Below are 14656 nucleotides of genomic sequence, written 5' to 3'. Positions count from 1 at the left end.
AGCATGAAGTTGAAGATAAACAACTGTCGCTTCATGAGGTGTAAAGAGAGGGCTCTAAGAGTCCGAACTTAGTACGCCCCCATGGGGCGGAAAACAAAGCCGCCTTCTATGAAGGCGGATTTTTACTCCTGCACTCTACACGTATTTGCCGGGCATGTGCCTGTGATGTCCTCTGACTATTCAGGTCTTCTGTTAATCATATATCACTTAAGCATGTTAACGCTTGAACCTTACGCTGTTTAGCGCTATAGCTAAAACGGTTTAGCTTTCAGGTTTAATCAGAGGAGTTTTTTATGTCTGTTCGCGTATGGTGCCTCGGGGATGCCGTGGTCGATTTGCTACCCGAAATGCCGGGCCGCCTGATGCAGTGTCCTGGTGGAGCACCCGCTAATGTTGCCGTTGGCATTGCCCGACTACAGGGAAACAGCGGTTTTATCGGAAGGGTGGGTGCAGATCCTTTTGGTGAGTTTATGCGGCAGACGCTCAGTGAGGAGAATGTTGATACCCGCTATATGATCGCCGATTCACAGCATCGCACGTCAACCGTGGTGGTCGGTCTGGATGAGGAGGGGGAGCGCTCTTTTACCTTTATGGTGCGGCCCAGTGCCGACCTGTTTCTTGAACCGTCAGATCTGCCTGAATTTCACCGTGGAGAATGGCTGCACTGCTGTTCGATAGCCCTGGCGGCGGAACCTTCACGTACTGCGACGCTGACCGCTATGCAACAAATCCGGGCGGCAGGCGGCCATGTCAGTTTCGATTTAAATCTGCGGGAAGATCTCTGGCCCGACCCGGGACTGCTGCATACGGTGGTGAATGAGGCCCTCAGTCATACAGACGTGGTGAAACTCTCCGACGAAGAACTCGATTTTCTCAGCCCGGGTCAGGAAGCGGCTGTCAGCATGCCGCAGCTGGCCGCAAAATTCAGCATTCGCTTATTACTGGTGACGCGTGGCAGGGAAGGGGTGATGGCCTGTTATCAGGGCCGTATAACCCACCATGCCACCACGCCCGTTGACAGCGTCGATACTACCGGTGCAGGTGATGCCTTTGTGGCCGGATTACTCTGGGAGCTGGCGAAGTCAGGGCTGACTGTTAATGAATCGCAGCTTGCCAACTGCCTGCTGACTGCGCAACGCTGTGGCGCACTCGCAACCACGGCAAAAGGAGCCATGACAGCACTTCCCTGGCACCACCAGCTGGACGAGCTGGCTGGCTAATCATCCTGAAACGTCCCTGTTTTGGGAGCTATCTCACAATCACTAAACCGGTTTAGCTATTTTCATTGCAGAGGGAAATTACCCGTGGCTATGATTTGCACCTAAACCGGTTTAGCAAAAAATACCGGTGATGATAGCCTCTCCTCAGGGATATAAAAAATGAAAAAAAGCACGTTAGCCGTCGCCCTCTCTGCAATATTCTTTTCCACACCCGTCTGGGCCGATCCCAGTATGAGCAGCATTGAAGCCCGCCTGGCTGCAATGGAGCAGCGACTGCAGGCTGCTGAGCAGCGGGCGAATGCCGCTGAAAGCCGCGCAGAGGTTGCCGAAAAACAGGCCCAGATGGCTGAAAGACAGGCTCAGCAGCTGGCGGCGGTTCAGCAGCAGACCCAGACCTCCACCGCTGAGGTCGCGCAGCGCACCGCGAAACTGGAACAAAAATCTGCCGATGAAGGTGGCTTTGAGTTCCACGGTTATGCCCGCTCAGGATTATTGATGAACAGCTCCGCCGCCAAAACGCAGGGCGGCCCGACTGTAACCCCGGCTGGCGAAACCGGCGGTCACGTCGGGCGTCTGGGTAATGAGCCGGATACCTACGTTGAGCTCAATCTCGAACATAAGCAGACGCTGGACAATGGTGCGACAACCCGCTTCAAAGCAATGCTGGCCGATGGACAGCGCACCTACAACGACTGGACGGCCGCCAGCAGCGATCTCAACCTGCGTCAGGCGTTTGTCGAACTCGGCCAGCTTCCGACCTTCACCGGCGCGTTTGATAACGCAACCGTATGGGCCGGTAAGCGTTTTGATCGTGATAACTTCGATATTCACTGGCTCGACTCCGATGTGGTTTTCCTTGCCGGAACCGGCGCCGGTATTTACGACATGAAATGGGCCGAGCAGGCGCGCAGCAACATCTCGCTTTATGGTCGTACTTTTGGTGACATCGAAAACAATGAAAACACCGCACAGAACTACATCCTGTCGCTGAATAATTTTGTCGGCCCGGTGCAGATGATGGTCAGCGGTATGCGGGCGAAAGATAACGACGATCGTCGGGATATCGACGGCCTCCGTGTCAAAAGCGATGCGGCAGAAACCGGCGTCCATGCGCTGCTGGGCCTGCATAACGACAGTTTTTATGGGCTGACAGAAGGTACGTCGAAAACAGCCCTGCTCTATGGTCATGGCCTTGGCGCTGAGGTGAAGTCGATTGGATCTGACGGCGCACTGCTACCGGAAGCGGATACCTGGCGGCTGGCGAGTTACGGTACAACTCCCCTCGGCGGTGGCTGGCACATTGCGCCCGCCTTACTCGCACAGCGCAGTGACGATCGCTACGTCAAAGGTGACAGCTACGACTGGGCGACAGTCAACCTGCGGCTGATTCAGGAAATCACGCAGAACTTCGAGATGCAGTATGAAGGTTCTTATCAGTACATGGATCTGCGTCCGGAAGGCTACAACAACCGTAATGCGGTCAGCGGCAGCTTCACCAAACTCACCGTTGCGCCAACCCTGAAAGCCGGTGATGTCGGCGACTTCCTTAAACGACCGGAAATTCGTCTGTTTGCAACCTGGATGAACTGGGATCACCGGCTGGATAACTATGCCAGTGACGACGCGTTCGGCAGCAAAGGCTTCGATGCCGGCGGCGAATGGAACTTCGGCGTACAGATGGAAACCTGGTTCTGAGCCGGCGGCTCCGGCTGTCGGGGCCTGAACGCCACGCGGATAGAAACATAACAAGAGTGAGGTATGTATGGACTATGTAAAAATATCGCGGGCCCTGCTGCCCCTGCTGGGTGGCAAAGAGAACATTGCCAGCGCGGCTCACTGCGCCACCCGACTGCGGCTGGTGCTGGCAGATGATGAGAAAGCGGACACGAAAGCGATTGGCCAGATTGAAGGCGTTAAAGGCTGCTTCCGCAACGCGGGACAGCTTCAGGTTATCTTCGGCACCGGCGTGGTGAACAAGGTCTACGCCGCTTTTATCGCCGAGGCGGGCATCAGCGAATCGAGCAAGTCAGAAGCTGCTGATATTGCCGCCCGCAAGCTCAATCCTTTCCAGCGCATCGCTCGCCTGCTGTCGAACATCTTTGTGCCGATCATTCCGGCGATCGTGGCATCGGGCCTGCTGATGGGCCTGCTGGGGATGGTTAAAACCTACGGCTGGGTCAATCCGGAAAATGCACTCTACATCATGCTGGATATGTGCAGCTCGGCGGCCTTTATTATCCTGCCAATCCTGATTGGTTTTACGGCGGCCCGCGAGTTTGGCGGTAACCCGTTTCTGGGAGCGACGCTGGGCGGCATTCTGACGCACCCGGCGCTGACCAACGCCTGGGGCGTCGCCGCCGGTTTCCATACCATGAACTTCTTCGGCATTGAAGTGGCGATGATTGGCTATCAGGGTACGGTATTCCCGGTACTGCTGGCGGTGTGGTTTATGAGCATGCTGGAAAAGCAGCTGCGTCGGGTGATCCCGGATGCGCTCGATCTGATCCTGACCCCGTTCCTGACGGTGATTATCTCCGGCTTTATCGCGCTTCTGATTATCGGTCCGGCGGGCCGTATGCTGGGCGATGGTATCTCCTTTGTGCTCAGTACCCTGATTGCGCATGCCGGCTGGCTGGCAGGTCTGGTCTTTGGCGGACTCTATTCGGTGATTGTCATCACCGGCGTGCATCACAGTTTCCATGCGATTGAGGCGGGGCTGCTGGGTAACCCGTCTATCGGGGTTAATTTCCTGCTGCCTATCTGGGCAATGGCGAACGTCGCTCAGGGCGGGGCCTGTCTGGCGGTGTGGTTTAAAACACGCGATGCGAAGATCAAAGCAATTTCGCTGCCCTCCGCGTTTTCAGCACTGCTGGGGATCACCGAGGCGGCTATTTTTGGTATCAACCTGCGGTTTGTGAAACCCTTTATCGCGGGTCTGGTGGGCGGCGCGCTGGGCGGTGCCTGGGTGGTGTCGGTCCATGTTTATATGACGGCGGTCGGACTGACCGGTCTGCCGGGCATGGCGATTGTTAAGGCGGGTTCTCTGCTCAATTATGTCATCGGTGTCGCCATCGCGTTCACCACCGCGTTTGTGATCTCTTATCTGCTCAAATACAAAACGGACTCTGAATAATGGCTTCATCAACACGTCTTGCCGCCATTCTGCAGGCGGTGATGCAGGGTATGCCAAAGGCGCTCAGCGACAGCCACTATCCCGGCTGGCATCTGGCCCCAGTTACCGGACTACTAAACGATCCCAACGGCTTCATTCATTTCGACGGTCACTATCATCTCTTCTACCAGTGGAACGCGCTGGGCTGTGCGCATCAGCATAAATGCTGGGGGCACTGGCGCTCAACCGATCTGCTGAACTGGGAGCATCAGCCCATCGCGCTGATGCCGGATGAGGAGTATGACCGCAGTGGCTGCTATTCCGGCAGCGCAGTCGACGATAACGGCGTACTGACACTGGTCTACACCGGCAACGTAAAATTCGACGATGGCTCGCGCACGGCGTGGCAGTGCCTGGCGCAGCAGAACAGTGCGGGCGGTTTTGACAAGCTTGGCCCGGTCATCGCCGTGCCGGAGGGTTATACCGGCCACGTTCGCGATCCTAAAGTGTGGCGTCATGACGATGGCTGGTACATGGTGCTGGCGGCACAGAATATAGAGCGGCAGGGCAGGGTGCTGCTGCTGCGTTCTGACAATCTGCGGGCGTGGCAGAATCTTGGCGAGATCGCGGGCAGCGGACTGGGCGGCCTGGCTGCCGCGGGTTATATGTGGGAGTGCCCGGACATGTTCACGCTCGGCGACAGCACCTATCTGATCTGCTGTCCGCAGGGTGTTGCGCCCGAAGAGAAGCGCTTTCTGAACAGCCACGCGTGCGCCTGGCTGAGTGGCGACCTGGATTATCATCAGCCTGCATACCAGCACGGCCCGCTGAACGAAATGGATGCCGGCTTTGAATTTTATGCTCCGCAAACCACGCTGACCGCGGATGGCCGGCGTCTGCTGGTGGGCTGGATGGGGACGCCGGACGGTGAAGAGATGGCCCAGCCAACCGTGGCGCAGGGCTGGATCCACCAGATGACCTGTCTGCGCGAGCTGAGTTCACGTAACGGGCGGCTCTGTCAGCAGCCCATCGCGGAACTGCAGGCGTTGCGCGAGAACGAGCAGCACTATCAGGGCCGCGCCGATGATGCGCCGCAGATTGCCGCACAGCGGCTTGAGCTTGAGCTTGAGAGCCAGGGCGACATCGAACTCAATTTCGCCGATACCCTGATCCTGACATGGCAGCACAACGAACTGCGGCTTGCCCGTCGTAGCCTGGTGTCGGGTGAATGGACGTATCGTTACTGGACCGGGGCAGCCCGCCGGTTACAGATTCTGTGTGACCACTCCAGCGTTGAGATCTTCATCAACGACGGGGAAGGGGTGATGAGCAGCCGCTATTTTCCGGACCAGCCGGCGCTGCTGACTCTGCACGGGCGCGCAGAACTGCAGGCGCGCTACTGGTCGTTACGTCGCTGCATGGTAGAATAAGCCCTTGTTTCCCTAAACGATGTCTTGCCGTGAGAAAAACAAAACGCGTTACCATCAGTGATATCGCCGGGCTGGCCGGGGTTTCAAAAGCCACTGCCAGCCTGGTGCTCAACGGCCGTGGCGAAGAGTTACGGGTCGCGAAGGAGACGCGAGAGCGGGTTCTGATGCTGGCCCGCGAACACCATTATCAGCCCAGTATCCATGCGCGGATGTTGCACGATGCCCGCAGTCATACGCTGGGGCTGGTAGTGCCGGAGATCACGAACCACGGTTTCGCTGCCTTTTCTCATGCGCTGGAAAATCTCTGCCGTGCGGCGGGTCTGCAGCTGCTGATCGCCTGTACCGACGAAAATGCCGGTCAGGAACGGGTCGTGGTCAACAATCTGGTGGCGCGTCAGGTCGACGGCCTGATTGTTGCCTCCAGTATGCTGACCGACAGCGACTATGTCAGCCTCAGCGAACAGCTGCCGGTGCTGCTGTTTGACCGCCACATGAACAACACGACGTTGCCCTGGGTCATCACCGACTCCGTGACGCCCACCGCTGAGCTGGTTGAAAAGCTGGCGCGCGCCTGTCCGGATGAGATCTACTTTATGGGCGGACAGTCCGATCTCTCTCCGACTCAGGATCGTCTGGCGGGATTCAGAGAGGGGCTGGCGCGGGCCGGTGTGACGCTGCAGCCGGAGTGGGTAATCCAGGGGAACTACCATCCCGGCAGCGGTTACGAGATGTTTGCCGCGCTATGTCAGCGGCTGGGGCGTCCTCCTAAAGCAATGTTCACTGCGGCCTGCGGCCTGCTGGAAGGGGTACTGCGTTACATGAGTGAGCATAACCTACTGACCAGCGATATCCGCATCGCCAGTTTTGATGACCACTATCTTTATGATTCACTGTCGATTCCTGTCGACACCGTAGAGCAGAACGTTCCGGCGCTCGCGCAGGCCTGTTTTTCTATGCTGACCACGATGATTGCCGGAAATGATCCCGCAGACAGTCAGCTGGTGCTGCCTGCCACGCTGCGGCTGCGCGGCTAAATGCCGGGCGCTTCTGGCCCCGGCGGCTTCACCACTCGACCGGCAGGGCGCTGACACCACGCAGGTTAGCTCTGTGGTTGCGGCGAACCCCGGTGGTTACCGGCCGCATCGCTGGCAGGCGGGTCAGCAATACCTTTAGCGCCACCTCCATTTCTGCCAGTGCCAGCCGGTAGCCCATACAGTGATGTATCCCGCCACCGAATGCCAGGCAGCGTCCCTCATGCCGTCGGATATTAACCCGCTCCGGCGAGGTGAAGACAAGTGGGTCATGATTGGCTGCGCCCAGACTCAGAAAGAAACGCGTTCCGGGCGGAATGAGCTGGCCTGCCACCTCAATCTCTTCCAGCGTCGTACGGTAAAGCATCTGGACCGAACTGTCGTAGCGCAGACACTCCTGTATAGCATCGGGTATCAGCGCATGATTCTGTTGCAGACATGCCAGTTCCTGCGGATGGTCATGCAGAGCCAGAATGATGTTACAGAGCATATTTGAGGTGGTCTCATGACCGGCAAGAAACAGCAGTATCACATTGGCGATGATCTCATCGTGACTTAGCCGGTCACCGTCGCTACCGCTACGCAGAAATAGGGACACCAGATCGCGGGCGCTGCTGTCACGGCGAGCGACGATCAGGGCGCTGAAGTAACTTTCCAGTACGGCAAACGCATCGGCGGCTTCAAGCAGATCTGCCTGGCTGATTTGCGGGTCGAAAACTTTGACCAGCACAGACGTGAGGCGACCCAGTTCAGACGCATCCGACTCCGGGACATCCAGCATCCTGCAGATAATGCGCACCGGTAGCGGAAAAGCGAATGCCTGTACCAGATCGCAGGTACGAAGGCCTGCCAGTGCATCAACCAGATCATTGGCTATCGTCAGCGCCATCTCTCTGAGGGGATGAATTTCCCGGGCGCTGAACGCTTTCATGACCAGTGCTCTCAACCGGTTGTGGTCCGGCGGATTCAGCACCAGAAACATTCTGCCGATGCCCTGAAACAGCGGCATGTCGGCAGCGGCATCACCAAATCTTAACCTGACACTTTCTATATAATTCTTACCGACCCGCCGATCGTTCAGCAGTGCTTCCACCACCGCGTGACTGCCGCTGATGATGATCTTATCCCCGGCCGGAATAAGCGGGCCCTGCCGATGCAGTTCTCGATAAAGCGGAAAGGGATTGTCAGCGTAGTCGGGGTTCATCAGTTCATGAAGCTGCATAGCTCACTCCTCGGCTTAAGGATTAATGCGAGCGCTGAATGCGGGCGAGAGAAGCGAAAAGGTTGTTTTTATCACTTTCACTGAGGTGGGGTGCCGTGAGCTGTGACATCAGAAACGCTTTGTCCTCCTGCGAGAAGGTGCCGGTCATCAGGTGCTGGCTGATCGCAGCCAGCACCTGGTTATCCAGCCGTTCAATCTGCTGCCGGGTTACGGCCAGATCGACAACGGATACGTCACTCTCCGGTGCTGAAAGCCAGTCAGCGCGATAGCGATACTGAATCGCTTTGCTGGCGTTCATCAAAGCATGGACAAAAGGCTCAACCGATTGAGGTTCAAGTCCTGCCTGCTGCGCGTTATGCAGCATATTATCCAGAACAACCTGCTCACGAGGCAGATCCTCAACGGATAAATGATGCTGCGCTTTATAACCCGCCACAGCCTTCATGACCTGCATACGTTCATTCAATGCGGTGGAAAGAGCATCGAGTGATACAGAAGAAACCGAGCCTGCGAAAACGTTGCTGCACATGAACAGGGAAGAGAGAAAAACTGCCACATATTGCATCATTGGTCTGCTCCATAAATGAAAACTGGTACTAATTTATGCATGAAAAAATAACTTAGTGTGATTATTTTGTTTTCAAAATGTGAACAGGCAGGGGTGACTGCTTAGTGTTTACAGGCGTCTGATTCCGATGTGTTTTTTTGACTTTGCGTTCATAAAAAATTCATATCAGCATGGAATGATGGTGGGTTAATTCAGGTTCAGCCTGGCCGTAACAGGCTCTTCTCATCTTTCTTTGAGCGTCCGGGAATAAGTAGGGTTTTTTCAGGATTCAGGAAAGATCCCGCAGGGCGGCAGCGCCGCCCGAATCGGTTTATGTGTTTTCAGGGCACGAACACGGCACGAACGCAGCCATCTTCTTTGTGTTTGAACATCTCATAGCCTCGCGGGGCCTCTTCCAGTGGAAAACGATGTGTCGCCATAAAAGCCGGATTAAGCTCATTTCTGGCAACATGCTCCAGCAGGCGATGCATGTAGCGTTGCCCGTGCTGCTGGGCGGTACGAATGGTCAGGCTTTTATTGATCATCAGCCCCAGCGGAAACTTATCCATCACGCCATACACCCCCAGAATCGCGATGTTGCCGCCTTTACGGCAGGCATATAACGCCTGGCGCAAGGCTGCTCCGACATCCGTTTCCAGATGCAGCATCTGTTTGGTCTTGTCATAGACCTGACTTAATCCTTCACCACGGGCTTCCATGCCGACAGCATCAATACAGCTGTCCGGGCCGCGCCCGCCGGTTAATTCCAGCAGCGCTTCGTTGATATCCACCTCGGTGTAATCCAGCGTTATGCTGCCTGCGAAGTCGCGTGCCATGGCCAGCCGTTCAGGATAGCGATCGATACCGATGACCTGATGCGCGCCCATCAGCCAGGCGCTTTGCTGTGCCATCAGTCCGACACCGCCACAGCCCCAGACCACCACGGTGTCACCCGGATGAATATTACAGAAGTCGGCACCCATATAACCGGTCGGCGTCGCATCGGAGAGGAACAGCGCCTGCTCATCGGTTACGCCTTCGGGCACGACGAAGCAATCATTGTCGGCAAAGGGCACGCGAACATACTCTGCATGTGAGCCGGCATAACCGCCAAACGCGTGGCTGTAAGCATAAATGCCGCCCGTGGCATGACCGAGCACCGTTTCGCCTTTCTCCCACTGCGGATGCGTATTGTCACAGCAGGAGGGCAACTGATGCTGGCAATACCAGCAGGAGCCACAGGAGATAAAAGAGGGCACGACTACCCGATCGCCGCGCCGGATATTTTTTACCGCATGGCCAACTTCAACGACCTCGCCCATAAATTCATGACCCAGGATATCGCCCTCCCGCATACTCGGGATCAGGCCGTCAATGACGTGCAGATCGGAGCCGCAGGTGGTCGTGAGCCTGACGCGAATAATCGCATCATGAGGATTGAGCAGGCCGGGGTCGGCCACGGTTTCAACGCTTAAATCGTTGACGCCATTCCAGCAGAGTGCGCGCATTTATTTCTCCTTATCCTGACGTCCGCCATGACGACCCGCAGGCTGCCCGTGCAGGGTAGGAATCTCACCGGTTTCAGCCAGACTTTTAAAGCGATGTAACGCTTTGCTGGCTACCTCTTTTGGCAGCAGATCAAATAACGTCGTTACTTTTTTTCCCAGTGCGCCACCCGGCGGCGTGAACTGCAGAGTCAGAGCCAGCTCGGTGCCCCATTCTCCCGGAGCCGGGCGCAGGCGCAGTTCACCTTCGTTAGGAATATCTGCATCCTCAAGCGAGCGCCAGGCAATAACTTCGCCTGGCTGCGCTTCAACAATGCGGGTATCCCAGCGGTAGTGCTTACCCAGTGGACCCTCAATCTGCCAGTGTGCATCGCTTTTATTGACCGGCGTCACGCTGGCAAAGTGGCTCATAATGCGGGGCAGGGTATCTGGCTCAAGCCACAGGTTAAAAAGCTCGGTAGCGGGCAGGCCCACAGTAATCCAGCGCCGTAGCGTGAGGGTATTATCACTGGCGGTAGTCAGGGATGTTGATGTCAAAATGTCCTCCGATAGTTTTCTCAGTGGAACAAAACTACTGAGTTTGAGTTAAGGACAGCTGGCGGAATTTTGCGAGCGAAGCCGCGCCCTGCTGGTCATCTCTGCAAGGCTATAAAGCTTCTGCGATGCATGCCGGGTTATGCGCACAGTAAGACGTCATGCCTGCCGGATAATCGGTATAATACGTGCCGCTGGTTTCATCATTTTTAGCAGCAAAAAGAGGCAGATATGTCTGTAACTGAAACGTCAGCCAGTGATAAAAATGTCGCGGAACTCGTCGGGACCCTGGAAAAACAGGCGGCAAATCGTGCGGATGCCAACTGGCACAACGGTCTGAAAAGCAGCACCAGAATCGCACTGGAAAAAATTAATCATGCGGTTGAGGCAAAGTGGATTGGCGCAGAAGACGGTCTGAACCTGAAGCAGCGCGTTTACAGCATTCAGGATAAATTGATTGAGCTGGCGCTGTGGTGATTCAGATGGCCCGGCGCTCCGCCCGTAGATCTGCGGGGGTAAAAAAGTGATATTTCAGCACGCAGCGCCGTCCGGCATTTTGCGCACTTCGCAGAGAAGGTGTATTGCCGGGCAGAATGGTGCCGGTCAGCATCGCATCATGACCGCAGTAATGGTGAAGCTGCTGCAGCAAACGCTGCTGAGCGCGTGCAGCCAGTCCACGGCCCTGATACGCCGGCAGAATCACCTCATCCATAATCTGAAATCCCTCAATAAAAGCCAGTCGTCGCGGCACGCAAATCATCAACCCCGCCATCATGCCCTGCCAGAGGATCAGAAACACATGTCCCCCGGCAATATCGTCCCGTAATTCCTGCCTGCTGGTGGCCATCAGCTGATCCCGCAGATGCGGCAGCGTGTGCCAGCTGGCACGATAAGCGCGGTTAATGGCACAGCTACAGAGGGAATAATCTTTCCGGCAGGCCGTAATCAGCGAAATCTGTCGGTCGTCAGACGCGGAATGTGAGCCCGGAACGCTGAGGTAAATCAGCTGATCGGTTATACCGATATCAGGATCGGTTGCCGGCAGCAGAATACGCATCTTCAGCGGCCTGATCGTTTGCCACTCACGCATGATGCCGGCTGCGGCTGCGTAATCCAGTTCACCATCACGGGCCACGATCTCAATAAAAGGCTGAGCGGGGTCGCCCCCCAGATAGCGCGGGCCGGTGAGAAAACGCTGCCCATTAATCATCAGTTCGCGCTGCAAAAAGGTGTGCTGGGGCAGGCCGGTTTCACGCCAGGGAAAGGCGGCGGAGAAGTGATGATCGTGGCACCGGGCCTGCTGCTGCGCCAGCCAGCTGGTCAGCCAGCCGCTGAGACATTCAGATGAGACAGGCACAGTACGGTAGAGCGATAACATATAATTCAGCATAAAATTCCTTATTGCCCGCCGTCAGTAATCTCCTGCTTCTCTGCGTACACTACAGAACCGTGCCGATAAGGCTGCTGAGAGTGTAAACGATGCGTTCGCTTTATGACCATCACCATCGCATCGGTCAGCACGAATATCTGGCGTTTCATAAAGATTCCGGGCCTGCCGCACACAGGTTCACATGCCGGAAATGCTGTCAGATAAACGTCATCATCCTGTGCACTTGTTATCGCCGCTGGCTGTGCTGATTTAAAAAAACAAAGAATATTTCCCCGATTTTTGGCACGTTACGCAAACATGGTCAAATTAATTGATGCAACGGGACTAATTTGCCCAAAAAATAAAAATATTCGTTTTTTACGTAAATATTACGGAATCAGATAATCGGCAGCCGGTAAATGGATTATGCTAAACAGGCTGTTCAATAATTATAAAATGCACCATCTTTTTAACTCCCGGGGGTTATATGGTCCATATTGATTTATGTACCAAAGAGGGCGTGATGAAGGCTTATGCTTTCCAGACGCCCATGCAGGCAATGAACCTGCTGGATAAAATTAAAGATGATGAATTCCAGTGGTTTAATCTGGAGTGGGAAGGGTGTCGCTTTACCTGTCCGCATCAGTTTATTAAAAGACTCAGCAGTTGTTCTTATATTAAGTCGTTCTGGCGTTAATCCGACCGCAATGATTAAGCCTGTGCCTGACTGCGTATTCATAACGCAGATTTAATTTAACTGTTTTACGAGCAATTCATTCACGATGATAAACGGGGCAGATTATGCCCCGTTATTTTTCGTGCCTGCAGCACCTCACGCTGGTGCTCAGCGATAATAAGGCACCTCACCTGAGAAAGTCGCAGGTTAAACAGTTTCATTATTACTGCTTAATTATTTTAGACTGCTGTTTATCAGTGCCTGAGAAATGCTCAACAAGACCTTATGCAAGTCTGTACGGATTTGTCCTGCGCCCGGCAATGCATCGTGATCCACTGTAAATCCGCTTCTTTTCTTCCCTTGACGTTAAGCATCAACTGTTACACTCAGGTGATACTTGATCCGGATCCCGACCGCAATGCTCCATAAAAAAATGCGCCTTCGTTCGCTGCTGACTTTACTTTCCATTGGGGGCGTCATTCTGACCTCCGGTCTGCTACTGAGTGCGCTGCTACTGTTTCAGAAGGCCAATATTGAAGACAGCCTGCTTGAAGGAAACATTGCCTATGCCCGCAAACTGGCCGATACCACCGATCGTTACCTGACGACAGCGCAACGGGAACTGGCCTGGAGTGCATCGCAGATCAAGGGCCTTAGCAATCTGAAGCAGCTAAAAGCAGAAACCGAGCGCCTGCGCATGCAGTCAGGCTTTTTCAACTCGGTAGTAGTGGTTAACCATGATGCCATCATTGCGGCAACCTCACCCGATAGCCTGAATCTGACAGGCATGAAACTTCACTCAGCAGCCAGTCTGCAGGCTATTACAACCCGTAAGCCCTTTATCTCCGCGCCCTTTACCTCTGCCGCCGGAAACTATGTGGTGTTTTTATCTCAGCCGCTGTTCAGCGAAGAGGGGGGCTATCTGGGTTATATCGGCGGCACCATTTATCTAAAAAAACAGAGCATGCTGAGCGAAATCCTGAGCCAGCATTTTTATACCAAAGGATCGACGGTGAGCGTGGTCAGCAATGAGGGGCTGATTATTTTCAGCCATGATCCGACGCTCGTCGGAACGAAGATGCTGCTGAGTCTGGCCCTGCAGAAGCGCCTGTCCACCACGGAAAGTGGACATTTTACCCTGGAAAAGGGGGGGCAAAGCTATCTGACCGGCTATGGCACGCTGCAGAAAACCGGCTGGAACGTATTTATAACTGGCACCTCTGAAACGGTCAGGCATATTCTGCTGCGCACGGCGGAAAGCGCCATCTGGTTCGTTATGGGCATTATTCTCCTGACGGCCAGCGTAATTGCGTTTATGGCTGGTCGGATCGCTTCGCCACTGGAAAAGCTGGCGGACAGAGTGCGGGATGGCGGCAGTGAAGCACAGGCGGAGTCACTCGCTACGGTCAAAACCTGGTATTACGAGGCTGACCGGCTCAAAGAAGCGGTGCAGGAGCATCGCCATGCGGTGGCAGGCCACCTGGCCGCGCTTAACGATGAGGCGATGACCGACCCGCTGACCGGGCTCTGCAACCGTCGCGGATTTTCAGCCCTGGCGGCGCAGGCAGACAGTGAGCATGAACAGTGTGTCATCGCGATTGATATTGACCATTTCAAGAAGATTAATGACTGGTACGGGCATGACGCAGGCGATGCGGTTCTGGTGAGCCTGGCGGCGTTACTGCGTCAGGCCTGTCGCACCGGGGATATCGTCAGCCGGTTTGGTGGCGAGGAGTTTATACTGCTGCTGCCTGACACCACGCTGGCTGATGCCGCCCGTACCGCAGAACGCATCCGCGAGACCGTCTGCGCCACCACCTTCCCGTTCGCCGGGACGATGACTATATCCGCTGGCGTGGCTTCACGGGATGACCAGAGTCGCGATCGCGAGGCACTGCTGCGCCGGGCGGATGAAGCGCTTTACGAGGCAAAAGCGGCCGGGCGCAATACGGTGATCATTGCCGGGCCGGACGGATTCAGTACGCCTGAGTCTGCCAGATAAGATTGCGG

At 55.4% G+C, this 14656-nt stretch carries 14 protein-coding genes; 8 read left to right on the top strand and 6 right to left on the bottom strand.

Annotated elements, in window-relative coordinates:
- Nucleotides 1–293 precede the first annotated feature (293 nt).
- The 5 genes from cscK to F3I20_RS18590 all read left to right on the top strand — a co-directional run bounded on the left by cscK (nucleotide 294) and on the right by F3I20_RS18590 (nucleotide 6796).
- Nucleotides 294–1220, top strand: a complete 927-nt coding sequence (gene cscK, locus F3I20_RS18610; protein WP_150038089.1) for a fructokinase — start codon at nucleotides 294–296, stop codon at nucleotides 1218–1220.
- Between the two features lie 159 nt (nucleotides 1221–1379).
- Nucleotides 1380–2915 carry a carbohydrate porin gene (locus F3I20_RS18605; protein WP_150015335.1) on the top strand — a complete coding sequence of 512 codons (1536 nt, stop codon included), beginning with the start codon at nucleotides 1380–1382 and terminating at the stop codon, nucleotides 2913–2915.
- Between the two features lie 67 nt (nucleotides 2916–2982).
- Complete coding sequence (locus tag F3I20_RS18600; RefSeq protein WP_150015336.1) at nucleotides 2983–4353, top strand: sucrose-specific PTS transporter subunit IIBC; 1371 nt, start codon at nucleotides 2983–2985, stop codon at nucleotides 4351–4353.
- Nucleotides 4353–5762, top strand: coding sequence for a sucrose-6-phosphate hydrolase (locus F3I20_RS18595; protein WP_150038088.1), 1410 nt, complete (start codon nucleotides 4353–4355; stop codon nucleotides 5760–5762). The genes F3I20_RS18600 and F3I20_RS18595 overlap by 1 nt, the downstream gene beginning before the upstream one ends.
- A 29-nt stretch (nucleotides 5763–5791) precedes the next feature.
- The gene (locus F3I20_RS18590) at nucleotides 5792–6796 is read left to right on the top strand and encodes a substrate-binding domain-containing protein (RefSeq protein ID WP_150038087.1); all 1005 of its coding nucleotides are present in this window, start codon (nucleotides 5792–5794) and stop codon (nucleotides 6794–6796) included.
- Between the two features lie 28 nt (nucleotides 6797–6824).
- Here F3I20_RS18590 and F3I20_RS18585 read toward each other — a convergent pair whose 3' ends face one another.
- From F3I20_RS18585 to F3I20_RS18570, 4 genes are all read right to left on the bottom strand, one after another.
- Nucleotides 6825–8015, bottom strand: a complete 1191-nt coding sequence (locus F3I20_RS18585; protein WP_150038086.1) for a cytochrome P450 — start codon at nucleotides 8013–8015, stop codon at nucleotides 6825–6827.
- Between the two features lie 22 nt (nucleotides 8016–8037).
- Entirely contained in the window at nucleotides 8038–8583 is a 546-nt protein-coding gene (locus F3I20_RS18580; RefSeq protein ID WP_150015340.1) for a chorismate mutase, read from the bottom strand.
- A gap of 320 nt (nucleotides 8584–8903) precedes the next feature.
- Nucleotides 8904–10070 carry a zinc-dependent alcohol dehydrogenase gene (locus tag F3I20_RS18575; RefSeq protein ID WP_150038085.1) on the bottom strand — a complete coding sequence of 389 codons (1167 nt, stop codon included), beginning with the start codon at nucleotides 10068–10070 and terminating at the stop codon, nucleotides 8904–8906.
- On the bottom strand, nucleotides 10071–10604 hold the full coding sequence (locus F3I20_RS18570; RefSeq protein WP_150015342.1) for an SRPBCC family protein: 534 nt from the start codon (nucleotides 10602–10604) through the stop codon (nucleotides 10071–10073).
- Nucleotides 10605–10832: 228 nt separating this feature from the next.
- Here F3I20_RS18570 and F3I20_RS18565 point away from each other — a divergent pair, with 228 nt between their 5' ends.
- Nucleotides 10833–11078: a hypothetical protein gene (locus F3I20_RS18565; RefSeq protein WP_150038084.1), complete on the top strand. Its 246-nt coding sequence runs from the start codon at nucleotides 10833–10835 to the stop codon at nucleotides 11076–11078.
- Nucleotide 11079: 1 nt separating this feature from the next.
- Here the strand turns inward: F3I20_RS18565 and F3I20_RS18560 are convergent, their stop codons facing one another.
- A complete protein-coding gene (locus tag F3I20_RS18560; protein ID WP_150038083.1) occupies nucleotides 11080–11991 on the bottom strand; it encodes a GNAT family N-acetyltransferase in 912 nt (303 codons plus the stop codon).
- Between the two features lie 8 nt (nucleotides 11992–11999).
- Nucleotides 12000–12140: a hypothetical protein gene (locus F3I20_RS23980; protein WP_156085420.1), complete on the bottom strand. Its 141-nt coding sequence runs from the start codon at nucleotides 12138–12140 to the stop codon at nucleotides 12000–12002.
- A 317-nt stretch (nucleotides 12141–12457) separates the two neighbouring features.
- On the opposite strand from F3I20_RS23980, the gene F3I20_RS18555 reads away from it, so the two are divergent.
- Nucleotides 12458–12667 carry a hypothetical protein gene (locus F3I20_RS18555; RefSeq protein ID WP_150015345.1) on the top strand — a complete coding sequence of 70 codons (210 nt, stop codon included), beginning with the start codon at nucleotides 12458–12460 and terminating at the stop codon, nucleotides 12665–12667.
- A gap of 397 nt (nucleotides 12668–13064) precedes the next feature.
- Nucleotides 13065–14648, top strand: a complete 1584-nt coding sequence (locus tag F3I20_RS18545) for a sensor domain-containing diguanylate cyclase (RefSeq protein ID WP_150038081.1) — start codon at nucleotides 13065–13067, stop codon at nucleotides 14646–14648.
- Nucleotides 14649–14656 lie beyond the last annotated feature (8 nt).

Source organism: Candidatus Pantoea gossypiicola (genome assembly GCF_008632075.1).
In the GTDB taxonomy this organism is placed as follows: Bacteria; Pseudomonadota; Gammaproteobacteria; order Enterobacterales; family Enterobacteriaceae; genus Pantoea; species Pantoea gossypiicola.
The sequence above is the reverse complement of the archived record's forward strand: the minus strand, read 5'-3'. Positions and strand labels throughout refer to the sequence as shown.